Raw genomic sequence first — 24050 nt, forward strand, 5'->3', positions numbered from 1 at the left:
GCTGCTTTTTCTTTAATCTCTCTTTCTCAAAACACTCTTATAAAAAATGCCCCAAAACACCACTGACAGGAAAAGACTTCTTCTATTCAAAAAAAATACGCCCTTTTCCCCTCTCCAAAATCTCTTCCTGATAGGAAGGGGTAGTTTTTTGCAACATAAAAATTAAAAACGGGAAAATAATAATAAATTATGACAGCAAATATTCAAATACTTAAAAGAGATTAAAGCACTCTCTCGGCAAAATCCACACGCTCCATCATTCTTTTCATCACTGATGAATGTACTCATATTGATCGAAAGAGAAGAGCGGATTAATCTGTTTCTTTTATACCACCACCCCCCTGCATAGCTTGCGAAAGGTTGTTTACTGCACTCAAATGGCTTTGAAGCAATTCACTATTACGCTGTAATTTTCCCTGTAAATCCGATAATAAATTTTCCACCTCATTGACAATATCTTCATTCATGTAGCGTTTTATATCACTCAGAGATTTATTAAGGTCACGTAAACCACGTATTTTACATAAATTTATTTCTTCATAATCTGGAACACTACTGCTCTCGAGCATATTGCTTTCATAGTCAACCACTTGTGCCAACCCTTTAACAGCAGCGACAAATTTTGTCATTGCCCAATCACGATCAATAAGATCATTATTTAGAACCTTTGCTTTTGATGCAAAGCTCTCATCACCGGATTCTATTACAGACATTTTTATTTCCCCTTCCACAATATTGTTCAATCTTGCTCTCAAATAAGGGAGATCAAACAGCTTCTCTTCAATGCTGATACACTCAATTGAGTTCATTGTGCAAACATTGCCCCAACAAAAAGCACGACAATCCTTAAAAGCGTATATCTATTCACTTCTCAACGCGTTCTCTGAAGTATTTTTCTTGCTCCACCCCCATTGGCACGATACAAATTCGCCAAAATACGGCAAATTTTCAAACCACTATACGGATGATCAATACGCGATAGATATCAGAAATCTCTAAACTTTTTCCGCCTACCTTCAATAAAAACGACATTGCGTTGATACCAACCTATGCCAACAAAAATTTGATGCATAGAAACAGTTCAGCTCCTTAAAGATTTCAACATTTCATCCTCCTCATTCTTCAGCCTTACGACGTACCTGAAACACTCCATGCTTTTTGGCACTCACAGGACCAGTATACATCTCTTCAGAAAGATTGGCTTTTCACTTGGCGCTCTCACTACCCACCCGTACAGTGTCTCACACAACACACAAAAAAGCACTCTCTGAACATAGCCACGCGATAATCTCAAAAAGATAACTTTAAAATAATCAATGATTACCCTCTCTCAATTATCATTCGCTTTTCTTTGCAAAGAATGACTATATAGGATTTTCTTAATCCTTTCAAGAGCTTCTAAAAAACAGGCAGTTCTATGCTCTTTCACCACTATAAACTCTCAAAACGCCTCCATATCGTTATTTTTAGTACTTTCTTTCCAAGTAATCTTTTTGCAGATCATTTCACTCAATAGATGAAGCACCCTTCTTAACATCACTTCTGAAAACTCACCCTCTGCATCCAAAAAAATGAGAGGAATAATAATTTCCTCTACAAAATAAAGCTTCTGCTATAAATTCTCTTTTTATTTCCAATTCAAGATGAAACTCTCTTGCTCCTCCTCTCTTTCACGGATCTCTTTGATCTTGCTTCATAAAAAGCAGCTCCCTCTCATTGACAGTGAAAAACCAATCAAAAAAATCTGTATAAAAGAGCTTTTAGCACACCAACGCAGCACATAAAAATGAAGGTACAAGCCGGCACCATCATACTATTTGCCCCCCCCAATGTTGCGACAGCCCTTGCTATTCAGACGATTCATAAGAGGCACTTTTGCTCCTTTCTAAACTGTTTTCTACCCACACGATAACCCCGCTTATGGTGTGCAAGTAAGTGACTCTAATTGATTCAAGATGAGATGAGATGAGATGAGAGAATCTTACAATATTCGGGAGTCTAATTCAATAGGCAAATAGTAAATTATCGTTATAAATCAATATGCTGTAGCAATATCTCTAATGCTCCCATGAGAATCAGAAGAGAAGATAAAGCATAAACTAAAACACTGAAATAGAGTGATAGGGCTACAAAAACCATATCCTTTTTTAAACAACTCTCTTCTTCTCGACAGATGAAACATTTCTGTTAAAGTGCTTTTTCAAAAAGTTTCATTCTTCTCATGCTTGTTGGAGATCAAACACGAAAAAATGATAAAGAGAGATCATATCGGAGAGTAACAAAATGAACTTACAACAAATTGATCCTGATATTTTTATCAGCGGACAAATTGATGTTGAAAACATCAAAACATTAGCACAAGTGGGCTTTAAAACAATTATTTGTAACCGCCCCGATCAAGAAGATCCTGATCAGCCTGATTTTTCCCTCATTAAAGCAGCAGCACAAGAATATGGCATAAAAGCCTATCATATTCCTATCGTGCCCCCCACCATTAAAAAAACAGATATTGAAACCATGAAGACAATTTTAAAAACAGCATCGACACCTCTTCTCGCCTATTGCTACCAAGGAACACGCTCCATGCATCTTTATCGTCTATCCTGTCTTTAAATCTGTGTTAATGGATCATAAAGAAAAAAGCAGTAAAATTTTAAACGATAAGAAAAACCCGAGAATTTCATAAATTTACGAAAAAGTTATGTTGAAATCAGATCGCCAACCCTTTGATTCCCCCTCTCAACAACAAAAAACGCATCTATTGCATGATGTTTTAGAATATATCTTCGTGATCATCGTGAGTTTGAGTGCTATTTTTGCCGCTCTACTCTCCTTTTCAGACCAACTTAGGGCGTATTTTTAAAAGTAAGCAGCTGATCCAACTGTGAGAGTGGTTTGGCTGCCGCCAAAATTTCTTTTGCTGCCTTTTCATCGCGTTGCATTTGTGCAATCAACGGCTCAAGCCCATCAAATTTTTCTTGCCCTCGCAAAAACTGGAAGAAAGAAACGGTGCAACTTTCTCCATAAAGATCGCCATTAAAATCAAATAAATAAGTTTCCAGAAGCGGTGCACCATTTTTAACAACTGTCGGACGACAACCAAAACTTGCAACCCCATCATACAAAACACCGTTAGCACGACGCAATCGTACCGCATAAACACCATGCGCTAAACTAACTTGAAGAGGTAAGATCTGATTAGCAGTAGGGAATCCTAAAAGGCGTCCTAGTTTTTCACCCTGAACAATCTTTGAGCATACACGGTAATGATAGCCTAACAAATGCGCTGCTTTTTCCACCTGCCCCTCAGAAAGGAGCTTGCGAATAGAGCTCGAGGAGATAATCAACGATTGTTTCTCTTGAATGTTAGAGATGCAAGGAACTTGCACCACCTCAAAACCATATTCTTTTCCCTTTTGATAAAGAAGGTGTGAATTTCCCCTTTTCTGGTGACCAAATTGAAAATTTTCACCCGTTACCACCACCGAAACATCAAAAGTTTGTTTTAAAATCACCTCGATAAATTTGTCTGCTGAAAGAGCAGCAAAATCTGCATCAAAGGGCTGTTCAATCACCCCATTAAATCCCAAAATTTTAAAGATTTCAGCTTTTTCAGCAGCTTCTGTCAAGCGATCGATAGGAGTTGAGGGGGAAAAAAAGCTTCTTGGATGTGGTTCAAAGGTTAAAACAACAGCAGGCTTATTGTTCAGACGAGCGAAATCAAGTGCTTTTTGAAGCACGGCCTGATGTCCACAATGAACACCATCGAAATTTCCAAGTGCCAACACGGTTCCTCGCCAAGCCAAAGGAAGCATATGAATCCCCTGAAGACGCAGAAAATCAGACATTATTGAAGAGCCCACATGACCGCTTGTGGCTTATAGCCATGCCGTTCAATAAAAGAGTGCAAAGCTTGCTTATCCACCACCCCATTTTGCATATAGTCATAACGGTGAATGCCTCCCATGATATAAAGAGCATCAAGACCAAAATGGATTGCACCTTTAATATCGGTCAAAAGACCATCGCCAATAGCTAAAACCTGATTTTTCTCTACTATTCCACGAATTTTTTGCAATTTTTCAAAGGCACATTCATAAATGGGTGCATAAGGTTTACCAGCAATACGAACCTCCCCGCCTAATTGTTGATAAAGACGCGCCAATGCACCAGCACACCAAAATTCCCGCTGTCCGTGATGGACAATCACATCAGGATTAGCACAAATGAAAGGCAAATTGCGCGCCCGCATACGGTGAAACATCTCCTCATAAGCAGAGGGTTCTTCCTCAAGATCTTCAAGAAAGCCACTACAAACCACAACAGAGGCTTCCCATTCTTCAACCAGTTCACACTCTAACCCTTCAAACAACATCAGATCTCGTTCTTGACCAATAAAAAAAACTTTACGGGGTGCAGCACGAATAAGATCGCGCGTTACATCTCCTGAAGTAATAAGAGCATCATAATAATCGTTATGCACATTCATATTTTGCAATTGAACAATGACATTTTCCCGTGGTCGAGGTGAATTGGTCAATAAAATAACACTTTTTCCCATCTGTCGAATTTTGTACAACACTTTTAATGCCGGTTCAAATGCGTGCACACCGTTATGCACAACACCCCAAACATCGCAAAAAACAGCATCATAATGCGCTATAACAGTCTCGATATGGGTAAGTTCATTCATTTTGCACCTGTTTATACATTTGCCATTGATCAAACTATCTTTAATCTTGTGAAACTCCTTATCGAAAGAGTATTCTTCTGTCATCTATTTTCTTAACACTGTCTTTTTTTCTACAATTTCTCAAACTTTAAGAGAGAAAATCATTTTTTCTGTCCGTAAAACTTTTGATCAGCAAACACAATATTCGTTATACACGAGAAGCGCATGAATTATAAAAGAATATTCTTTTATAATTTATTGATTTTTATCTTTTTTGGCTATTAAATTCTTGAGAGATTCATAGAGGAAAGACAAAGAGAGAGCAATTTCTTTTGCATTTTCTTAACTGTATAAAGATCAATTCTTATACCAAAGAAAAAAATTCTACGCTTCAACAAGAGAAGAGAGAACCAAACAGAGAAGCATCGTGTTCAGCAGCTGTATCAACAAACTTGATATTCCTGTTAAGTTCATTGATAAAAGTCTTGAGAGGAGACCATGGCTTACTCTTCTAAATCTTACAATCCTTCAACGCTTTCAGGTGTCTTGGCACAATATCCCATACCCAGTGTCAAGAGACGGCAAATGGAGAAGAGAGATGAGATCATCTCTTTTTAAATTTTAAGAATATAATGCCTTTTGCAAAACGAATGATGACTCTACAACCACATCCAACACAATGAATTTATTTGATGACACGCATTTGTCGCCAAATAACAGTTTTATCAATTGTTTTGTTACAATCAAAGCAGAAACAAAAGCATCCCATGGCCCTTAATCCCATCGTGTAAAACCCATTGCCATACTCCGCAGAATTCAAAACTCTATAATTGAAAATGATGCACAATTCTTTTTCTTCAGCCCTCCTCTATGAGCATGATAGTTTTAAAAGCAACATCACCTTTTATCTCTCTAGCCTCTGAATAAAAGAAGAGTTTTTTATAGAATTGTGTCAACAATGGTTTTTCGAGCAAAGAATGATTTGGGCAACAGTTCTAATCGCGAAGTGGTTTTGAGAATATACGTCCCTTGAAAGAGAAATTAAACCAGTTCACCTCTCTTGAAAAAAAAGACACAAGGATTTTCACGCCTTCTTTCGACTTGCTTTTTGCCCTTTCAGTCCGTTTTATAAAATTTACGATAGAAACATCAGGGAAATCTGTCCATAAACCTCATTAGAAACTGGAAAAGGGATTATAGGATCCATTATCCCGCCTCCATTGTAAAGGCTCGGTGAATTCACTCGACCAAAGACCAATTTTATTCTGGCGTGCTCTTTCTTCAGCATGACGATATTGTATTGGAAGAGGATTTTTACTGTCTTTTGAAAGGACAAACATTCCCTCTGCAAGACCGACTTCAGCTAAATCAATTCCATCAACAAAACATTGCGCATAGGAAATACCATTGTGCATAAGTGCCTGCTGACAAGATAAATTCTGACCAAGTGTTTTGGTGACAAGCCAAGCGGTTGTAACCGCCCCACAAGGCCATTCTTGATCGTTTAATTTTGCCCTTTGACGCGGTGCACAGGTATCGACACCATAGAGATGAATATTACGAGCAACATGCTTACGCCAAGACTGTGCAACAGGAGTAACCAGTTTAAATGTAACACCACTGGTAACCAATGCCTTACCCTGAAAAGCAGTGGTATTCTTCAAGGAAACAGTGTTCTGCAAATTAAGATTCGGTTGTTTTTTTTCTAACCGCGGTGTGGCAAGAGCTTCTCTTGGCTTTTTTTCTTCCAAAGGCAAACCAACAATATCTTGCATTGTAAATATTTTTAAAACACCCAAATCTATTTTATCTTTATATTGACTGATCCCCCATAATATAGAACCCATAATATAAACAATAACGATGAATCTAAACCGCAATTGTTTAATACATTTGCTCAAAAAATTCATTATTTCTCTGTCCTTTCATATTTTTAACAATAACCTTCTTAAATTCTTGAAGAAAAATTTTAAGAAGGTCTGTCGCAAATTAACTCTGCAAAATATTACAACTTAAAATTGCCATTTTTATGTAGAACAATCTTAAGAAGAAAATTTTTGTCTCACGAGAAGAGCATTGTGAGAGTGAGAAAGAGTCACTGTCAAAGCTTTTATAAACGAGAAACCTGGGCGGGCAGGATGTGGGCTGTAAAGCTTTTTGAGGAGAGATGAAAGAATATCAGGAGATGAATAATTCTTTTTAATAGAGAGGTAAAATGACAAAAAATATATCCAAAAACATGATGTTTACCGTCCTTATGCTGTTTTTAACAGCAATCATTGTCTTAGATCCTTCTTATGCCGCTTCTACTGGTGCCGATGGACTAGGGAAGCTTGATGGTATTTTACAAAATATTGTTGACATGATGACGGGAACAACAGCAAAACTCATTGCGATTATATGTGTTGCTGCTGTGGGTATCGGCTGGATGTATGGTTTTATCGATTTACGCAAAGCTGCGTATTGTATTATCGGCATCGGCATTGTCTTTGGAGCACCTGCTCTTGTTGGTAAGTTAACGGGCACGACATAAATGAACGAAGATACCCTTTTCCTTGCTTGTACAAGACCAGCCATGTTTGCGGGTGTCACAATGGAAGCAATGGCTCTCAATATCATGGCGACGACCATTCTTTTTATTGTGACCAGCGATTTTACAATGTTTGGTTTAGGTGTTGGTCTACACTTTGTTTTACGTGAAATAACAAAGCATGATCACAACCAATTTCGCGTCTTATTTGCCTGGCTTAATACGCGGGGAAAACAAAAAAACCTCAAGCGATGGGGAGGAGGATCGACTTCCCCATTGCGCCTTATCCGTACTTATAAGGAATTAATTGCGTGAAACAAGCATCAATCATGAAACGGGAAATGCTGCCTGAAGACTATATTCCGTATATACGTCATATCAACCAGCATGTCATTGCATTAAGTTCACGGTGTTTAATGACGGTGATAGCTGTTGAAGGGGTCAATTTTGATACGGCAGATATTGATCAATTAAATTCCTTACATAACCAATTAAACACTCTTTTAAAAAACATTGCTGATGAGCGTGTTGCTTTATATTCTCATATTATTCGTCGTCGCGAAACGATCTATCCAGAGGGCCATTTTTCTTCCTCTTTTGCAGCAACATTAGATGAAAAATACAAAAAGAAAATGGTTTCGCAAGAGCTTTATAGAAATGATCTGTTTGTGTCATTGTTGTGGAATCCGGCATCAGACAAAACAGAACGCTTGGCTTCATTTTTTCAGCGTCTCACAAAAGCGAAGAAAACGCAAAGTGAACCGGATGAGGAAGCTATTCGTAAGATCGAAGAATTAAGTCGAGATTTTATAGAAGGTTTGGAGGCCTATAAAGCCCGCCTCTTATCAATTTATGAACATGATGGCCTTTTATTTTCTGAACAAAGTGAATTTCTTCACCAGTTAGTAGGAGGACGACGTGAACGTATTCCTCTCACCTTTGGGACGATTGCTTCAACGATTTACTCGGATCGTGTTATTTTTGGGAAAGAAATTATTGAAATTCGTCATGAAAGCAATGAACGTTTTGTTGGTATGTTTGGCTGGAAAGAATATCCCTCTAAAACACGCCCTGGCATGACGGATGAATTGCTGACCGCCTCCTTTGAATTCATCCTCACACAATCTTTTGTCTTTAAGAGTAAAGCGGCTGCCGGTGCCATTATGAGCCGCAAACAAAACCAAATGATTAATACAGCAGATCGTGCTAGCTCACAAATTGATGCCCTTGATGAAGCGCTTGATGATTTAGAGTCCAATCGTTTTGTTTTAGGCGAACACCATCTCTCTCTAGCCGTTTTTGCCGATCACCCTAAAATATTAGCTGAAAATCTCTCAAAAGCACGCTCACATTTAACCAATGGTGGAGCCGTTATTGCTCGAGAAGATTTAGGATTGGAAGCAGCATGGTGGGCGCAACTTCCTGGAAACTTTAGCTATCGTGCACGTTCTGGAGCTATTACCAGCAGAAATTTTGCAGCTTTATCACCGTTCCATTCCTTTCCCCTTGGACAACTTGAAGGGAATGTTTGGGGGTCCGCTGTAGCCTTGTTAAAAACGCAAGCAAGTTCTCCTTATTATTTTAATTTTCACTATGGCGACCTTGGTAATACCTTTGTTTGTGGTCCTTCTGGATCTGGTAAAACGGTCATTGTTAATTTTCTTCTTGCCCAATTACAAAAGCACAATCCAACAATGGTCTTTTTTGACAAAGATCAAGGTGCAGAGATTTTTGTGCGTGCTGGAGGTGGAAAATATAAACCCTTAAAAAATGGTCAACCTACGGGTATTTCCCCTTTAAAAGGCATGGAATACACCGAAAAAAATAAAGTTTTTCTTCGCAATTGGGTCTTAAAACTTGTGAGTCCTGAAGAACAAACTGTGACAGAACAAGAGCGACAAGATATTGCAAAAGCCATTGATTCTCTAGAAAGTTTGCCCCGTTCCCAACGCTCTCTTGGTGCACTTCAGCTGTTTTTTGATAACACATCAAAAGAAGGAATTGCCATAAGGTTACAACCTTGGATTAGAGGCAATGCTTTAGGCTGGGTTTTTGATAACGATCAAGATGATCTTAATTTAGACTCCCAATTTATTGGTTATGATATGACCGATTTCTTAGACAATGAAGAAATTCGACGTCCCTTGATGATGTATCTGTTTCACCGCATTCTCGATCTCATTGATGGGCGACGCATCATTATTATCATTGATGAATTCTGGAAAGCTCTTGAAGACGATTCATTCAAAGCGTTTGCGCAAGATCGTCTCAAAACGATCCGTAAGCAAAATGGTATGATGCTCTTTGCTACGCAAAGTCCCAAAGACGCTATCAATTCAACAATCGCCCACACGATTATTGAACAGTGCCCTACTCAAATATTTTTTCCAAATCAAAAAGCAAATTACCAAGATTATGTTGAAAATTTCAGACTGACTGAGCGTGAATTTGAACTGATACAATCAGAATTAAGTAGAGAATCCCGTCGTTTTCTCATCAAGCAGGGACAAAATTCTGTCGTTGCAGAACTTAACTTACGTGGAATGAATGATGAGATTGCTGTCTTGAGTGGCACAACCAAGAATATTGAACTCATGAACCAAATTATCAATGAACATGGCACTGCCCCCGATATATGGCTGCCCATATTTCATCAAAGGAGAGAAAATCAATGAAAAAATATAGTTTAGTTACCCTCTTATCTTTGTCTTTTATCCATCACGCCATAGCAGAAAATGGAGAAAATGTTGAAGAATATTATAAAAAGGCACTAGAAAGCACACAACAATTAAATGCTGTAAAATCAGAAACAGCTGAAACTATTCATCAGCAGGCAGCTGCAGCTATAAAAGAAATTGAAAAAATAAGCAAAGAACTTACACAAGCTCAGACACAAGCACAAGCTCCAGCAGAAGAAAAAGCTGGTACAGAAAAAATACAGGCTCTTCAAGCAAAACTTTCCGTTCTTCAAGCAAAACTTCAAGCGGACGCTTTAAAACTCCAATCTTTGGATATGATTCAAGCAAGAGATACAAAAACAAAAGAGGAGCTTCGTGAAGAAGAGATCCAAAAAGGCCATGAAAATCTTGCAAAACAACTAAAAGAAAAACTTGATAAATCTAATGTTCCATCAAGTCTTGGGAGTTTAGATGTCGGACTTTAGCTCTGCACCATTTGAGAGTGTTTCTGGATACATTTTAAAGCCACTCAATGATGTGATGGATATGACGGTGAGCAATTTGTCGAGTGCTATTTCGGCACCCCTTAATCTTGCCTCGATCATTTTCATCTTTCTTTATGGCTATAATGTCATGACGGGTCGTGCTGCTCTTTCCATGCATAGTCTTCTCAACAACGTCGTTAAAATTGTTGTTGTAACGACTATGGCAACCAATGCAGATACTTTTAACATCTATGTTAAAAATGTCTTTTTCAATGATTTAGTAAACGCCATTGGCAATGCACTCAACGGCAATAACACGGGTTCCAATGTCTTTGACTATATTTTGTTACAGGCCTCTCTCCGCTATCAAGAGGTCTTAGCGAAAGCGTGGTTCCTTGAAAAGATCTTGGTAGGGCTTCTTGGCTTTTTAATGATTTGCGCTGTCATTATCTTTTGTATCGGTGGTTTTATTGTGCAAATGTTTGCCCAAGTTGCCCTTGTGATGATTATAGGTCTTGGACCGCTGTTTATTAGTTTATACTTATTCAATGCAACCAGAAAATATACCGATGCTTGGATTACGACCTTAATCAACTTCACTATTTTGCAAGTTTTGGTGATCATGCTTGGAACGATTATGTGCAAAGTTATTCTGCACGTTCTTAGTGGCTCATATCATTCGATCTACGTTCTCTTTCCCCCTGTTGTTGTCATCTCAGTAATAGGAGCTATTCTGTTCCGGGCACTTCCTGGCATTGCCTCTGCCCTCTCCTCTGGTGGCCCATATTTTAACGCTGGCATCTCTTCAGGAGGACAGATTTTCACGATGCTCTCCGGTGGAGCTAAAGCTGGTGGAAATGTAGCCAAAGGTGCTGCTTCAAAACTCTCTGGTGCAGCAAAAATGGCGGGGGCTGCAAGATCGGGGGCCGCAGGAATAGCAAATGCTGCCGCCAAATCCGCAAGAATGGGATCTCAGGGCCGTGGTCGATTTTAATGTTGGACACCTTAAAAAGGCAAAGTTTTTGTTTTTGCAATGCGCGCGTATCAAAGCGCGCGCATTAGGCACACATTGTGGAGAGTCCTTAATATCCTTGGTTTCATCAGACCAATTAAAACCTTGCATCCCTTTCCTTTGTGAAGTGGCTCAAAGCAAGAAGTCTGAGAGGTTTAATTGTATTCCAAAATATTTGTGAGTTTAAAAAATGAAACGAAAAATAACTTTTTTTGTAATCTTAAGCATAACCCTTACCGGCTGTGCCTCTCTGAGTGGTCCTAAAAAACCGCCACGCTGTAATGGGAAACAAACCCGCATTTTAAATAGGGACAAATGGGATTGGGACAATAAAAATACATTACAAGGAAAAATCGTAAAATCTGTCACAACACCCATCATTCTGAATACCTTAGAAAGCGAAAAAGCAGGAGCGGATGTAACGATTAAGGAAGCTTCACTCAACCCCATAAAAGATGAAATGCTCTTTGAGAAAACGATGGAGAACACGCGTGAAAAGTGATGCCCTTGAAGAATATATAAAAGAAGCACGCTCATTCGATATTGATCGCATGCATGGGATGCGCGTGCGAATGAAAATTGCCATGGCTTTAACAGTGCTTTTTGGCTTAATGACCATCGCCTTAGCTTTGGCTGTAGCAGCATTAACCCCCTTAAAGTCCGTAGAGCCCTTTGTTATCCGCGTTGATAATTCAACAGGCATTGTTGATACGGTTAGTGCCCTAAAGGAATCTCCCAATGACTATGATGAAGCAATAACACGCTATTTTGCTGCCAAATATGTTCGCGCACGCGAGGGATTTCTAGCATCAGAGGCAGAAAATAATTTTAGCCTAGTCTCTTTGTTATCTTCACCAGCCGAACAAAACCGTTTTGCAAAATGGTATGCAGGCAACAATCCAGAAAGTCCACAAAATATCTATCAAAATATGATTGCGACTGTCACGATCAAATCAATTTCCTTTTTAAGCAAAGATCTTATTCAAGTGCGTTACTACAAAGCGGTCAGAGACATTAATGGTAAAGAAAATATTTCCCATTGGGTTTCGATTTTAAACTTTTCCTATGTGAATGCACAAATTTCAACGACAGACCGCTTAATCAATCCCCTTGGCTTTCAAGTGTCGGAATACAGATCCGATCCAGAGGTGATACAATGAGCAAATTTTTAAAAATAAGCTTTTTAACTTTCATGGTCGCAATCAATTGTTATACGGCGCCCCTCTTTGCAGAAACAGCACCTGTGAGTGCCCGCAAAGATAATCGTATTCGCTTTGTCAATTATGATCCCTACAATGTCACGCAAATCATTGGTTCTATTCGTTCCTCAGTGCAGCTTGAATTTGCCGATGATGAAGAAGTGATCTATGTTGGTATTGGCAATTCTGTTGCTTGGCAAGTTGCACCAGCTGGTCACTTTGTTTTCTTAAAACCACGCGAAGTTCAACCTGTCACCAATTTACAAATTGTCACCAGCCGCGAAGACGGTACAAAGCGATCTTATCAGTTTGAACTCCAAGTGCGAGAAGGCGATGTTTCAGCGGGCAATGAAACCTATTTCCTTGTAAAGTTTCGCTATCCAGAAGATGAAGCCTTGCGTAAGAAATTAGCGGAAGCAGCGAAAGCCGAACAGCACGAGGAAAATTTTGTCAATGATATTCTGAATATTCATGAAAATTTTGGTCCACGCAATTGGGCTTATGAAGCACAAGGATCAACGCTCATTGAACCAAGTTCTGTCTATGACAACGGTAAAACGACAACCTTTATATTTTTAGGCAATAGCGAAATTCCTTCCATTTATCTTGTCTCTTCTGATGGACAAGAATCGCTCGTTCCAAAATCGATTAAAGGCAATAAGGTTATCGTTCATGCGACAGCTGCGCAATTTACTTTGCGCCGTGGAAATGACGTGCTGTGCATCTTCAATAGAAGATTTACTCCAGAAGGGATCAACCCCGAAACTGGTACAACATCACCCTCTGTACAACGTAAAGTGCATATAGGAAACAACCATGAATGACACAATGGATGAAAAAGACATCAATGACCGTGATACGATAAGAGACGCTCGCGGGAAAAACCAACAGAGCAATATAGGCAAAGCAGCTGTTCTTATTATTCTTTTCAGTGTCTGTATTTATTTAGCATATTCAACACTTGCCACAGAAAAGAAACAAGCTGTTGAACTTCCCAAAGAAGGGATTATTAAGCAAACGGAGATTTTCCGACCTGCTAAGATAAAACCTACACCTCTTCCACCGAACGAACAAAATAGCAGCACGCTGTTGCCCAAAGTTGAGCTCCCAACCCCAACAATTACTCAATCAAAGCCCGATGCGAAACTTCTGGAAGCAGCACAACGTGCTCCTGTCTTAGCCTATGCGAATAAACAGCAAGAAAAAGCAATAACACAAAATGGCTTGTCCCTTAACCAACTCGAAAAAAAACCTGATGAAATAGCACAACGCTTTAACAATCTTCTCAAGCCAACCACCCTTGAGGGGATTCGTGCCTCAACGCTTGGCAACCGCAACTATATCATTGCCATGGGTGCTTCTATTCCCTGTATTTTAGAAACGGCCATTAGCAGTGATCAACAAGGTTTTACCAGCTGTATCGTCTCGCGAGATATTTTGTCAGATAATGGTCGCGTTGTCCTGCTTGATAAAGGCACACAAATTGTTGGCGAATATCGTGCTGGCTTGAAAAGAGGGCAAAAGCGCCTTTTTGTTCTCTGGAATAGAGCAAAAACCCCAAATGGTGTCATTATCACATTAGCTTCACCGGCGACTGATTCCTTGGGGCGTTCTGGTATGGATGGAGATATTGATAATCATTGGTTCGAACGCATTGGCTCTGCACTTCTTGTTTCGATTGTCAAAGATGTAACAAACTATGCGAGAAACCGTTTTGCACCAAATCCAGAGCAGCAAAACTCTGAAACAGCCTCTTCGGGACAAAATATTGCAAATATTCTCACAGAAAACTACACCAACATTCCTCCAACATTGACCAAAAATCAAGGTGAAATGGTCAATGTTTTTGTGGCCCGCGATTTAGATTTTTCCAGTGTTTATAAATTGAAACTCACTGAAAACAAAAGACAAATCATTCATCGCACCCTTTCAAGAAACTTTTATAAAAATTCTGTGGTGCCGTTACAATGAACCCCACAATACCTCCGTTGAATGATGAAACTGTTGCAATTGTTTTAACAAAACTTGAGCCACTGCGTGCTTTTTTGAAAGATGACAGTCTTTTTGAAATTGTCATCAATCGCCCCTATCAAATCATGACCGAAGGGTTTGAAGGATGGAAAACGGTAGAGGCACCCGCCCTTTCATTTAATGAACTTATGGGCATTGCTAAAGTTGTCGCTTCCTATTCTAAGCAAAATATATCGGATAAAAATCCCATATTATCGGCAACTCTACCAGAGAATGAACGTATTCAAATTGTCATTCCTCCAGCGGTTGAAAAAGACACAATCAGTATAACAATTCGCAAACCGTCATCACGCACTTTTTCCCTCGAAGATCTTGCCAATAAAGGTCTTTTTTCCTTGTGTGAACAAGTCTCATTCACACCTTTAAAAACTTATCAATCACATTTTAACGAACTGAAAAATATTGAACACGATTTGATAACCGCTTATTATAAGAAGGATTTCGTCTCCTTTTTAAATCAAGCGGTACAACGTCAAAAAAACATTTTGATTGCTGGAAAAACCGGTTCTGGGAAGACAACACTTTCAAAGGCCCTCATTGCCAAAATTCCCAAGGATGAACGTATTATCACCATTGAAGATACACAAGAACTGATTGTCCCACAACCCAACCATGTTTCTATGATCTATTCAAAAGATGGGCAAGGTTTATCCTCTATTGGTCCTAAAGAATTGCTTGAATCTGCTTTACGCATGCGTCCTGACCGCATTCTTTTACAAGAACTTCGAGATGGAACAGCCTTTTATTATATCCGCAATGTCAATTCGGGGCACCCCGGTTCGATTACCACGGTTCATGCCTCAACAGCACTTTCTGCCTTTGAACAGATGACCCTTTTGGTCAAAGAAAGTGAAGGTGGAAGTGATTTAGAGCGTGATGATATTCGAGGACTCTTGATCTCAATGATTGATATTATCATTCAATGTAAACGGGTTAATGGGAATTTTAAAGTCACAGAAATCTATTATGACCCATTCAAACAACGAAACATTTTTGGCGGGTAAACGCATGAAGAGAACCTCTTGTGTAAAAAGACCTTTTTAAAACAACCGTTGAAAAACGCTAAAGGAAAAACAAATGGAAACAAAGGCAACAGAAAATCTTTTCTTGCATACAGCGGAAGAATTAAAAAAACGCCGCGAAGCGGTTAATGCAACCATCAACAGCTATGAAATTGAGGGGATAACACTTCATCCCAAAACGCTGGAAATTTTAGAACGATACGCAAGGGGAGAACTTTCACTCGAAGAATTTAACACTCTCATGGACAACGCTATATTATAAAGAGGAAACAATGCCAAAAGCAAAAGCAAAAATAAAAGGAAGCGCCTCGCCCCTTCATTATGTCTATCCTAAAACGACAACACTTAAAAATAAATATGGAACAAAAGACTTAAAATCCTTTCTGGAAAAATGCTCGCATGATACAGCCCAAGCAATGATCAATCTGCGTGAAGCCCCCCTACCAGAAAACTTTGATAGTGCCTATTTATGCTCTCTTCATCATGCGTTATTTAAAAATACATTTGAATGGGCTGGACATCTACGCCATCTCCCCTTTACATTTTCAGATGGCACCACGGCCATCATGCCGGAAATGAAAAGAACGGGTTGGGACAATCCTTTTGCTATCGGTGATGAAATCGAAGAAGGTTTACAAAAATTAGAGCAAACACTTGCAGAAAAAAATAATTTGCAAGGCTTAACACGTGAAGAGTTTAATATTGAAACAATAGGCTTATTTAACTCTCTCAACCAACTCCACCCTTTCAGAGAAGGGAATGGACGCACCCAACGAGTCTTTTTTGAAAATCTCGCCAAAGCAGCAGGCCATCAGCTTGACTTCTCGCTTGTCACAAAAGAACGCATGATGCTTGCCAGTGTTGCAGTAACAGAAAAAGACGATCTAGAACCTATGCGCCATCTGTTTGAGGATATCTCCAATCCAGAAAAAATTCTTCTTTTAAAAGAATTCATGGAAAACATGAAAACTCTTGGACGCAATGTTAATGACCGCCCTGTCATGATTGTAAAGGAAGGAGAGACCTATTCAGGCACCTATAGAGGTGCTGGTATTGAAGGCTTTACCATCAACGTCAAAGGTGCTTACATCATTGGCAAAAAAGATCATCTCACACCCGACCAGCTAAAAACCTTAAAGCCTGGTGATAAATTCACCTTTACAGTTCCAAGAGCACAAGACCTTGAAAAAATCCTCATTCCAGAAGAGAAGTTGGCTCCTTTGTCTCAATCTGAATATATTGAAATGGTTTCCCAAGATGCCTGTGTAAACACATGTCGCGAACAAATTCAAAAATACGCAAAAATTGTTTATGGAAAATCGAAAGCATTAAATACACAGATGGCAGATCTTATTAAAAATCCAAACCTTAGTCAACAAATCGCTACACAGATTGCGGAGCATCCGCAGTCTGTTGCTCATCTTGCCGGTATTGACTTCTTGTGCTTTAAAAATCAAGCCCGTGCCAATGCTGAAGAGCATGTTGAAACACTTTGTAATGCCGTTGCAAATTTCGCGCATGCTGTAAAACATGCACAGCAAGAAATTACGCAAGAACATCAAAAAGAACAACAACGTCGCGGACAAAAAGTAGAAATGCCAAGTCAAAACTTGCAAAGTCTCTTCGCCTTGCCAAAAGAATTACAAGGAGAAACCTTAGCAACCTCTCCCTCTCTTCAAAACGAACTGCGTCGTTTTGTAAGAAATGCCCATAGCCGTCTCTCACAAAGTGAGCAGAAAGCAATCAAAAACAGTGATCATGAAACACTGGCGAAAAGTCTTGGAGTCTCACAACAGAAAGCAAAAGAAATTACTCAAATCACGAAGCAAGCCAAAGAAGTACATCAACAATCGCAAGTGTGTACACTCCATCGCTCAAAAGTGCTCGCAATCGCTAGCTAAACATTTTGCGCTGGTCCTCCTTGATTTAAACACCAAGAGCGAGAAGATATTTTAACAGATACACTCTCTCATGAGAAAAGGAAGTATTTCATGCTATACCCCGTCATTTTTGGTCTCTCCTCACCGAATAAAAAGGAAGACACCACAAGTGATGACTTTAATGGGAGAGAAATTCTATAAAAATGTCATGAAAGAGAAATAGATGCAGAACACTCAACATCTCGACACTTGAAAGAAAAAGCTTTCTTTAAAATGCCCTTTATAGAGGAGACCAAGCAAAAAGAGAGACTTCGTAAAGAAACCTAATACCCCTATCAATCAAGTTCTATTATTAAGGAGGTCATTATGCCAAAAGCACAAGCCAAAACAAGAGGAAGTGCCTCGCCCCTTCATTATGTCTATCCTGGAACGAACATCCTCAAAAATAAATATGGAGAAACAAATTTAACAATTTTTCTAGAAAAATGTTCAGCTGATAGAGAACAAGCACTAAAACTTCTGCGTGAAGAATCTCCGCCAGAACATTTTGATTCCAGCTATCTTTGCCATATTCATTACCAGTTATTTAAAAATACCTTTGAATGGGCTGGAAAGATCCGCACTGTTCCCTTCACATTTTCCGATGGCACCACGGCCATCATGCCAGAAATGAAAAGAGCAGAGTGGAATAAAGGTTTTGTAAACGATGAGGAAATCCTTGAAAATTTACAAAAATTAGAGAACATACTCGCCGAAAAGGACAATTTGCGAGGCTTAACGCGCCAAGAATTTATCTCTCAAGCAGTAGGAATTTTTCTTTCTCTCAGATATATTCATCCATTCATAGATGGCAATGAACACACAGAACAATTCTTTTTGGAAAGTCTTGCCGATGCAGCAGGGCATCATCTTGACTTTTCGCTGGTAACAAAAGAACGCATGACGATTGCCTATAGCGAAGCAGCACAATATGGCAATCCAGAGCCTATGTGGCATGTCCTTGAAGATATCTCCAATCCAGAAAAAAGACGTGCGTTACAAGCATTCATGAAAAGCATGAAAGACCTTGGACACGATGTTAACGATTATCCTGTTATGACTGCAAAAGAAGGTGTCACTTACCTTGGCACCTATAAAGAGATTAATTCTGATGTCTTTATGCTCGATGCGCAAGGGACTTACATCATCGGCAATAAAGAGCATCTCACGCCAGAACAAATAAAAACATTAAAATCCGGTGATACAATAACCTTTACAGCCCCAAAGAAGCAAGAGCTTGAAAACATTCTCATTCCCAAAGAAACACGAGCGCCTCTCACAGAAAGTGAATTTTCACAAAAAGTTGCAAACAGTATCCATGTCCAGTCAACTCGAGATCACATTCAACATTTGTCAAAAATTATTTATGGCAGCTCAAAAAAATTAAACACACAGATGGAATTGATTTTTACAGATCCAGATTTAGGCCAAAAGCTTGCACGTCAAATTAAGCGCTTTCCTGACTCGATTGCTCCTCTTTCAGGGATCGATTTTTTTTTCTTTAAAACGCAAACGCGCACGAGAGCTGAAGAGCATGTTAATCTGCTCTGTAGCGCAATTGTCGAATATGCGGATGCTGTAATTTATAAGCGTCATGCCATCACTCAAGAACATCAAAGCGAACAAGCACGCTGTGGAAGAGCCGTCGAGAAGCCGAGTAAAGACTTACAAAATCTATTTTGCTTATCACCAGAAGAACAAAGAGCCGTTTTGTCTCAATCTCCTCTGTTATACAAAGAACTCCGCACTTTTATATGCAGTTTAGAGCATCGTCTCTCATCAAGTGAATCTCAAGCAATCACAAACCATGATTATGAAGCCCTAGCGAAAAGTCTTGGAGTCTCACAACAAAAAGCAAAAGAGATTACCAACACTGTTGAGAAGGCAAAAGAAGCGCATACGCAAGCCTACACACGTAAACTCCATCACTCAAAAGGACTCGCGATGGCTAGCTAAAAGAGATGAAAATTTGCATCTTCCTTTGAACACTTATGGCTCAAAGAGCGTTGTCGTCTTCTTCCACAGAGGAAAAAAATGGCTATTTAACGCTCTATCTCCATTTTTCAAAAGTAAAAAAGATCGTTTTCACAGCATACCGCAATAAAACTGGAAGTAAGAAACAATGAAATACACAAAAACGCAATTTGCGCTTATTCTCATGCCAATCGCTTTAGGAATTTTAACAATATTTCTTGTTCCTCATTTTTTGTTGTCGATCACAAATGGGCTGACAGACAATGAAATTTATTGGTATATTCGCTCAAAGCCATTATTAATACTCGTCCTGTTTTCTGCTGTTTCATTACTTTATACTCTCTTACAAAAACTATACCTGCGCAAAGCGATTACCCTCGTCTCAGCACTTTTTTTTGCAATCATTGCCCTTTATTACATCGGAAGTGAAATAAAACGCTTAAGTCCCTATGTTGGTCAACAAGGAATAACTTGGAACTATGCTCTCCAATTCATGGATCCGATGATTATCTTTGGCGTTCTTATCGGCTTTGTTCTTTTAGCAATTCAAAACTTTATAACTTCTCCACAGACAAACAAAGTCAAGCGTGCTAAAAAAGGAATTTTTGGTGATGCCGCATGGATGAATTTACGCGATGCAGGCAAAATCTTTCCTGCCAATGGGCAAATTGTTGTTGGCGAAAGATACCGTGTTGATCAAGATAGTGTGTGTAATATTCCCTTTGCTCCTGGCAATAAAACAACATGGGGAAAAGGTGGAAAAGCGCCTCTGCTCTCCTTTAACCTTGATTTTGGTTCAACTCACATGATTTTTTTTGCTGGGTCTGGTGGATATAAAACAACAAGCACAGTGGTTCCAACATGCCTAACCTATCCAGGTTCTATTGTTTGCCTTGACCCTTCCACGGAAGTTGCACCAATGGTTAGATTTGCTCGGAAAAAAATGGGCAATAGAAATGTTATTGTTCTTGATCCCAATTCTATTTTAACGAAAAATTTTAACGTGCTCGATTGGCTTTTAGACGATAGCGTCCCCCTCACACAACGTGAAGCGAATATTGTTGGTTTTTCCAAATTGCTTCTCACAGATAAAAAGTCAGAAAACTCTTCAGCAGAATATTTTTCAACACAAGCACATAATCTTTTAACGGCTCTTCTTGCTCATGTGATATTTTCTGATGACTATGAAGATAGTGAGCGCAATTTAAAAACCTTACGTGGGATTTTGTCTCAATCAGAAACAGCTGTTGTCAATCAACTCCGCATCATTCAAGAAACCACCCCTTCTCCTTTTATCCGTGAAATGGTTGGTATTTTTACAGAAATGGCAGAGCAAACCTTTTCAGGCGTCTACACAACCGCTTCCAAAGACACCCAATGGCTTTCTTTGTCCAATTACGCGGATCTTGTTTGTGGCGATGACTTTGCATCCTCTGATATCACCAATGGCAATACAGATGTTTTTCTCAATCTTCCAGCGAGCATTTTGAACAGTTATCCAGCAATTGGACGGGTGATTATCGGTGCTTTCTTAAATGCCATGATTACCGCTGATGGAAACTACAAAAAGCGTGTTTTATTTGTCTTAGATGAAGTTGATCTTCTTGGATATATGAATATTTTAGAAGAAGCACGTGATCGTGGTCGTAAATACGGCACCTCGCTGATGCTTTTTTATCAATCCACAGGTCAGTTGGTCAATCACTTTGGGGAATCAGGGGCACGATCATGGTTTGAAAGCTGTTCCTTTGTCAGTTACGCTGCCATTAAAGATCTTCAAACAGCCAAAGACATTTCAGAGCGCTGTGGTCAAATGACAATTGAGGTAGCTGGAACAAGCAAATCGAGAGGTTTGTCATTGGGAAAGAACTCTTACAACATCAATTATCAACAAAGAGCCCTGATTTTACCTCACGAAATTATTCAGGAAATGCGTCAAGACGAACAAATTATTCTTATGCAAGGGCATCCCCCTTTACGATGTGGTCGAGCGATCTATTTTAGAAGAAAAGAAATGTTAGCGGCTGCTGAAAAGAACCGTTTTGCCCCACAAAAAAAGAAAAGCTGAAAAACACCCTCTTATGGGGAATGACAGCATAAAAAAGAAAAAGCCAAGCGTTCTCTTTCATAAAAGTCTATTAAAAAGGGATTTTTATAGAGTCCAACAAGGAAAAAATGATGGAGAAGATCTTAGGTGCTACATCTGTCCGTGCGTTCCCAACATCAGCGTCCCTTGTGAACGCCCTCAAACAAAATCAACGGCAATCACGCTCTGCTCTCCATTCCTTAAAAGCCGAACAAAGAGCTTTTGAAGAAGACAACTTGGAAAGGAAAATGTCTAAAGAAGATGTCAGTGATGACACCGACAATCAGGAAGAGAAAGGCTATCAAAGAGAGCGTTTTCTAAGCACATCAAAAAAGACAACGTCCATGCAAACAATTCAAACACACCATCAAATCCCATACAAAGAAATGACAAAAACGAAGAGCAACAATTGCTAAAGTCAATCATACCGATCCTAAGACAGAGAGTTGAAGGAATAAAATTTTCTCCTCAAAAATTTGGAATCGCAAAAGAATACGCGAAGGGGGGATTTGAACACGAAGCGTTTAGCGCGCTCATCGCCCACCCACCCTCATAAGGAAAAAAATATGTTGGAGCAAAATTATCTGTATAAAAAGAGCAAAACACTGAAAAACAAATATGGGATCAAAGACCCACACAAACTATATACACGCACGGCCCATGATACAGCCAAAGCAGCAATGAATTTTCGCCATGAACCACCACCGCAAAGATTTGATGCCGCTTACTTAAAAACAATTCACTGGAGCCTTTTTCATCAGACTTTTGAATGGGCCGGTCAGATGCGTGACAAACCCTTTACCTTTGCAGATGGAAGCATCGCTCGTATGCCAGCAATGCGCCCAAAAGGTTATGAGATCCCCTTTGCTGTTGGTCCACAGATTCAAAAAGAACTGAAACAATTAGAGCAAAAACTTCGTGCAAAGAATAATTTACAAGGTTTATCACGCCAAGAGTTTTCTGTCGAAGCCGCTGAAATTTTTATGGCACTCGATCATGCACATCCTTTCAGAAAAGGGAATGGGCGTGTCAATCGCATGTTTATGGAAAAGCTTGGAGAAGTAGCAGGTTATAGAATTGACTTTTCTTTTATCACACAAGCACGCATGACCACTGCTTGTATTGAAGCAATGCAATATAACAATCCACAGCCAATGAGAGATCTATTTGAAGATATCACCCATCCGCAAAAAGCCCTTCTTTTAAAAGAATTCATCTCCCAAATGAGAAATTCTGGTCTCAATGAAATCAATAATCGTATTGTTGTCGCTGCAAAAGAAGGAACCACCTATGAAGGCATCTATAGGGGCTCTTCAGCAGAAGGTTTTGTTATGGAGGTAGGAGGTATTTTCGTCGTTGGCCATAAAGATGATCTCAAACCCGAGCACATCAAAACCTTACACAATGGCGCCCACATCTGCTTTGAAAAAACCAACGTTCAAAACTTACGAGAAGATCTGATCCCAAAAGAAACATTATCGCCTCTGACCAATGAAGCACTGTTTGAAAGCCTGAAATACAATCCCTGGGTCGAAGCGGGCCGAAAAAAAGTTGAAGAGCTCTCAAAATATGTTTATGGCAACCCGCAAGCTTTAAGCACAAAGCTAGATCTCATCAATGCCGATCCAACCTTAGGAAACCAGTTTGCCGATCAAATAATGCAAGATCCTAAATCCGTTCATAAGCTTGCGGGAAGGAAAATTCTTGGCATGAAAAGTCCATCGCGAAGACGCGCTGAAGAGAATGTCCAACAGCTTTGTGAAGCATTAAAAGACTATACAACAACAGCGCAACAGACAAAGGACAATATTCTAGAACAACACACAAGAGAACAAAATCGCTTGAGCCAGCCTGTTGAAAAGCCGACAAGAAACTTGCAAACCCTTTTCTCCTTATCAGCGGAACAACAAAAAGAAGCCTTGTCTCATTCTCCTACGCTGCAACGAGAACTGCATGCTTATGGACGCAAATTACACAATCGTTTATCATCAGAGGAGCGTAAAGCCATACAGGACCAAGAGATCACAAGACTTGCTTGCCTGCTTGGCACCTCAGAAAGCAAAGCGAAAGACATTGCCAAAGTTGTGACCTCCACCAAAGAAGCACAATGTCAAACGCGTGCCCTCAAAGTCAGTCGCTCTTCATCCCTCGCTCTTAGCAGCTAACAACCACCATCATTTTTGCTTGTACTCGCATCTCTTGGCGCACATCATTTTTTCTCAATTGCGTCAAGAGGTGTTCTAAAACGTTACAAAAAATTCCCTCAAAACAGACTTAGTAATTTTATTTAACTTATTGATAAAATTTCACAAAAAAACTGTATAAAAGACACAAACATCCATTACGAAAGGGGTGAATAGCGCAGAATCTTTGGAGGTTATTCTGTCATTCAAATGAGTACTTTTTATAAAAGCGCTCCCACCATAAAGGGAGAGAATACTC

21 protein-coding genes are annotated in these 24050 nt (G+C 39.4%); 17 read left to right on the forward strand and 4 right to left on the reverse strand.

From position 1 onward, the window contains the following. Positions 1–311: 311 nt before the first annotated feature. A complete protein-coding gene (locus tag AC0QT4_RS05395) occupies positions 312–713 on the reverse strand; it encodes a flagellar protein FlgN (protein ID WP_473200691.1) in 402 nt (133 codons plus the stop codon). A gap of 1570 nt (positions 714–2283) precedes the next feature. On the opposite strand from AC0QT4_RS05395, the gene AC0QT4_RS05400 reads away from it, so the two are divergent. Then, a complete protein-coding gene (locus AC0QT4_RS05400) occupies positions 2284–2613 on the forward strand; it encodes a protein tyrosine phosphatase family protein (protein WP_473200692.1) in 330 nt (109 codons plus the stop codon). Positions 2614–2846: 233 nt separating this feature from the next. Here the strand turns inward: AC0QT4_RS05400 and AC0QT4_RS05405 are convergent, their stop codons facing one another. The 3 genes from AC0QT4_RS05405 to AC0QT4_RS05415 all read right to left on the reverse strand — a co-directional run bounded on the left by AC0QT4_RS05405 (position 2847) and on the right by AC0QT4_RS05415 (position 6582). Next, positions 2847–3848, reverse strand: coding sequence for a bifunctional riboflavin kinase/FAD synthetase (locus AC0QT4_RS05405; RefSeq protein ID WP_473200693.1), 1002 nt, complete (start codon positions 3846–3848; stop codon positions 2847–2849). Then, on the reverse strand, positions 3848–4693 hold the full coding sequence (locus AC0QT4_RS05410; RefSeq protein WP_473200694.1) for a TIGR01459 family HAD-type hydrolase: 846 nt from the start codon (positions 4691–4693) through the stop codon (positions 3848–3850). The genes AC0QT4_RS05405 and AC0QT4_RS05410 overlap by 1 nt, the downstream gene beginning before the upstream one ends. A 1154-nt stretch (positions 4694–5847) precedes the next feature. Then, entirely contained in the window at positions 5848–6582 is a 735-nt protein-coding gene (locus AC0QT4_RS05415) for a hypothetical protein (RefSeq protein ID WP_473200695.1), read from the reverse strand. Between the two features lie 305 nt (positions 6583–6887). Between AC0QT4_RS05415 and AC0QT4_RS05420 the strand changes: the two genes are divergently transcribed. The 16 genes from AC0QT4_RS05420 (at position 6888) to AC0QT4_RS05495 (ending at position 23773) form a co-directional block, all read left to right on the forward strand. Further along, positions 6888–7205: a TrbC/VirB2 family protein gene (locus AC0QT4_RS05420; protein WP_473200696.1), complete on the forward strand. Its 318-nt coding sequence runs from the start codon at positions 6888–6890 to the stop codon at positions 7203–7205. Next, positions 7206–7517 (forward strand): VirB3 family type IV secretion system protein, encoded by a 312-nt coding sequence (locus AC0QT4_RS05425; RefSeq protein ID WP_473200697.1) that lies wholly within the window; start codon positions 7206–7208, stop codon positions 7515–7517. A 14-nt stretch (positions 7518–7531) separates the two neighbouring features. Beyond that, a complete protein-coding gene (locus AC0QT4_RS05430; protein ID WP_473200731.1) occupies positions 7532–9877 on the forward strand; it encodes a VirB4 family type IV secretion/conjugal transfer ATPase in 2346 nt (781 codons plus the stop codon). Further along, positions 9874–10365, forward strand: a complete 492-nt coding sequence (locus AC0QT4_RS05435; RefSeq protein ID WP_473200698.1) for a type IV secretion system protein VirB5 — start codon at positions 9874–9876, stop codon at positions 10363–10365. Before AC0QT4_RS05430 ends, AC0QT4_RS05435 begins: the two co-directional genes overlap by 4 nt. After that, complete coding sequence (locus AC0QT4_RS05440; protein WP_473200699.1) at positions 10352–11359, forward strand: TrbL/VirB6 family protein; 1008 nt, start codon at positions 10352–10354, stop codon at positions 11357–11359. The genes AC0QT4_RS05435 and AC0QT4_RS05440 overlap by 14 nt, the downstream gene beginning before the upstream one ends. Before the next feature lie 208 nt (positions 11360–11567). Next, positions 11568–11879 (forward strand): type IV secretion system protein VirB7, encoded by a 312-nt coding sequence (locus tag AC0QT4_RS05445; protein WP_473200700.1) that lies wholly within the window; start codon positions 11568–11570, stop codon positions 11877–11879. Continuing rightward, positions 11833–12537 (forward strand): VirB8 family type IV secretion system protein, encoded by a 705-nt coding sequence (locus AC0QT4_RS05450; protein ID WP_473200701.1) that lies wholly within the window; start codon positions 11833–11835, stop codon positions 12535–12537. Before AC0QT4_RS05445 ends, AC0QT4_RS05450 begins: the two co-directional genes overlap by 47 nt. Beyond that, positions 12534–13400: a P-type conjugative transfer protein VirB9 gene (virB9, locus tag AC0QT4_RS05455; RefSeq protein WP_473200702.1), complete on the forward strand. Its 867-nt coding sequence runs from the start codon at positions 12534–12536 to the stop codon at positions 13398–13400. The genes AC0QT4_RS05450 and virB9 overlap by 4 nt, the downstream gene beginning before the upstream one ends. Beyond that, complete coding sequence (gene virB10 / locus AC0QT4_RS05460; RefSeq protein WP_473200703.1) at positions 13393–14547, forward strand: type IV secretion system protein VirB10; 1155 nt, start codon at positions 13393–13395, stop codon at positions 14545–14547. The genes virB9 and virB10 overlap by 8 nt, the downstream gene beginning before the upstream one ends. Then, the gene (virB11, locus tag AC0QT4_RS05465; protein ID WP_473200704.1) at positions 14544–15611 is read left to right on the forward strand and encodes a P-type DNA transfer ATPase VirB11; all 1068 of its coding nucleotides are present in this window, start codon (positions 14544–14546) and stop codon (positions 15609–15611) included. The genes virB10 and virB11 overlap by 4 nt, the downstream gene beginning before the upstream one ends. 73 nt (positions 15612–15684) lie before the next feature. Next, the gene (locus AC0QT4_RS05470; protein WP_473200705.1) at positions 15685–15891 is read left to right on the forward strand and encodes an antitoxin VbhA family protein; all 207 of its coding nucleotides are present in this window, start codon (positions 15685–15687) and stop codon (positions 15889–15891) included. Positions 15892–15901: 10 nt separating this feature from the next. Further along, the gene (locus tag AC0QT4_RS05475; RefSeq protein ID WP_473200706.1) at positions 15902–17530 is read left to right on the forward strand and encodes a BID domain-containing T4SS effector; all 1629 of its coding nucleotides are present in this window, start codon (positions 15902–15904) and stop codon (positions 17528–17530) included. Positions 17531–17875: 345 nt separating this feature from the next. Then, positions 17876–19504, forward strand: a complete 1629-nt coding sequence (locus AC0QT4_RS05480; RefSeq protein ID WP_473200707.1) for a BID domain-containing T4SS effector — start codon at positions 17876–17878, stop codon at positions 19502–19504. A gap of 166 nt (positions 19505–19670) precedes the next feature. Further along, entirely contained in the window at positions 19671–21590 is a 1920-nt protein-coding gene (traG, locus tag AC0QT4_RS05485) for a Ti-type conjugative transfer system protein TraG (RefSeq protein WP_473200708.1), read from the forward strand. Between the two features lie 107 nt (positions 21591–21697). Next, a complete protein-coding gene (locus tag AC0QT4_RS05490) occupies positions 21698–22024 on the forward strand; it encodes a hypothetical protein (protein WP_473200709.1) in 327 nt (108 codons plus the stop codon). Positions 22025–22174: 150 nt separating this feature from the next. Further along, positions 22175–23773 carry a BID domain-containing T4SS effector gene (locus AC0QT4_RS05495; protein ID WP_473200710.1) on the forward strand — a complete coding sequence of 533 codons (1599 nt, stop codon included), beginning with the start codon at positions 22175–22177 and terminating at the stop codon, positions 23771–23773. The last annotated feature ends 277 nt before the right edge of the window (positions 23774–24050 follow it).

Source organism: Bartonella sp. EBT8 (assembly GCF_055796165.1).

Coding starts and splice junctions, on each gene's coding strand:
- AC0QT4_RS05395 (WP_473200691.1), bottom strand. CDS start 713: ATGTCTGTAATAGAATCCGGTGATGAGAGCTTTGCATCAAAAGCAAAG.
- AC0QT4_RS05400 (WP_473200692.1), top strand. CDS start 2,284: ATGAACTTACAACAAATTGATCCTGATATTTTTATCAGCGGACAAATT.
- AC0QT4_RS05405 (WP_473200693.1), bottom strand. CDS start 3,848: ATGTCTGATTTTCTGCGTCTTCAGGGGATTCATATGCTTCCTTTGGCT.
- AC0QT4_RS05410 (WP_473200694.1), bottom strand. CDS start 4,693: ATGAATGAACTTACCCATATCGAGACTGTTATAGCGCATTATGATGCT.
- AC0QT4_RS05415 (WP_473200695.1), bottom strand. CDS start 6,582: ATGAATTTTTTGAGCAAATGTATTAAACAATTGCGGTTTAGATTCATC.
- AC0QT4_RS05420 (WP_473200696.1), top strand. CDS start 6,888: ATGACAAAAAATATATCCAAAAACATGATGTTTACCGTCCTTATGCTG.
- AC0QT4_RS05425 (WP_473200697.1), top strand. CDS start 7,206: ATGAACGAAGATACCCTTTTCCTTGCTTGTACAAGACCAGCCATGTTT.
- AC0QT4_RS05430 (WP_473200731.1), top strand. CDS start 7,532: ATGAAACGGGAAATGCTGCCTGAAGACTATATTCCGTATATACGTCAT.
- AC0QT4_RS05435 (WP_473200698.1), top strand. CDS start 9,874: ATGAAAAAATATAGTTTAGTTACCCTCTTATCTTTGTCTTTTATCCAT.
- AC0QT4_RS05440 (WP_473200699.1), top strand. CDS start 10,352: ATGTCGGACTTTAGCTCTGCACCATTTGAGAGTGTTTCTGGATACATT.
- AC0QT4_RS05445 (WP_473200700.1), top strand. CDS start 11,568: ATGAAACGAAAAATAACTTTTTTTGTAATCTTAAGCATAACCCTTACC.
- AC0QT4_RS05450 (WP_473200701.1), top strand. CDS start 11,833: ATGAAATGCTCTTTGAGAAAACGATGGAGAACACGCGTGAAAAGTGAT.
- virB9 (WP_473200702.1), top strand. CDS start 12,534: ATGAGCAAATTTTTAAAAATAAGCTTTTTAACTTTCATGGTCGCAATC.
- virB10 (WP_473200703.1), top strand. CDS start 13,393: ATGAATGACACAATGGATGAAAAAGACATCAATGACCGTGATACGATA.
- virB11 (WP_473200704.1), top strand. CDS start 14,544: ATGAACCCCACAATACCTCCGTTGAATGATGAAACTGTTGCAATTGTT.
- AC0QT4_RS05470 (WP_473200705.1), top strand. CDS start 15,685: ATGGAAACAAAGGCAACAGAAAATCTTTTCTTGCATACAGCGGAAGAA.
- AC0QT4_RS05475 (WP_473200706.1), top strand. CDS start 15,902: ATGCCAAAAGCAAAAGCAAAAATAAAAGGAAGCGCCTCGCCCCTTCAT.
- AC0QT4_RS05480 (WP_473200707.1), top strand. CDS start 17,876: ATGCCAAAAGCACAAGCCAAAACAAGAGGAAGTGCCTCGCCCCTTCAT.
- traG (WP_473200708.1), top strand. CDS start 19,671: ATGAAATACACAAAAACGCAATTTGCGCTTATTCTCATGCCAATCGCT.
- AC0QT4_RS05490 (WP_473200709.1), top strand. CDS start 21,698: ATGATGGAGAAGATCTTAGGTGCTACATCTGTCCGTGCGTTCCCAACA.
- AC0QT4_RS05495 (WP_473200710.1), top strand. CDS start 22,175: ATGTTGGAGCAAAATTATCTGTATAAAAAGAGCAAAACACTGAAAAAC.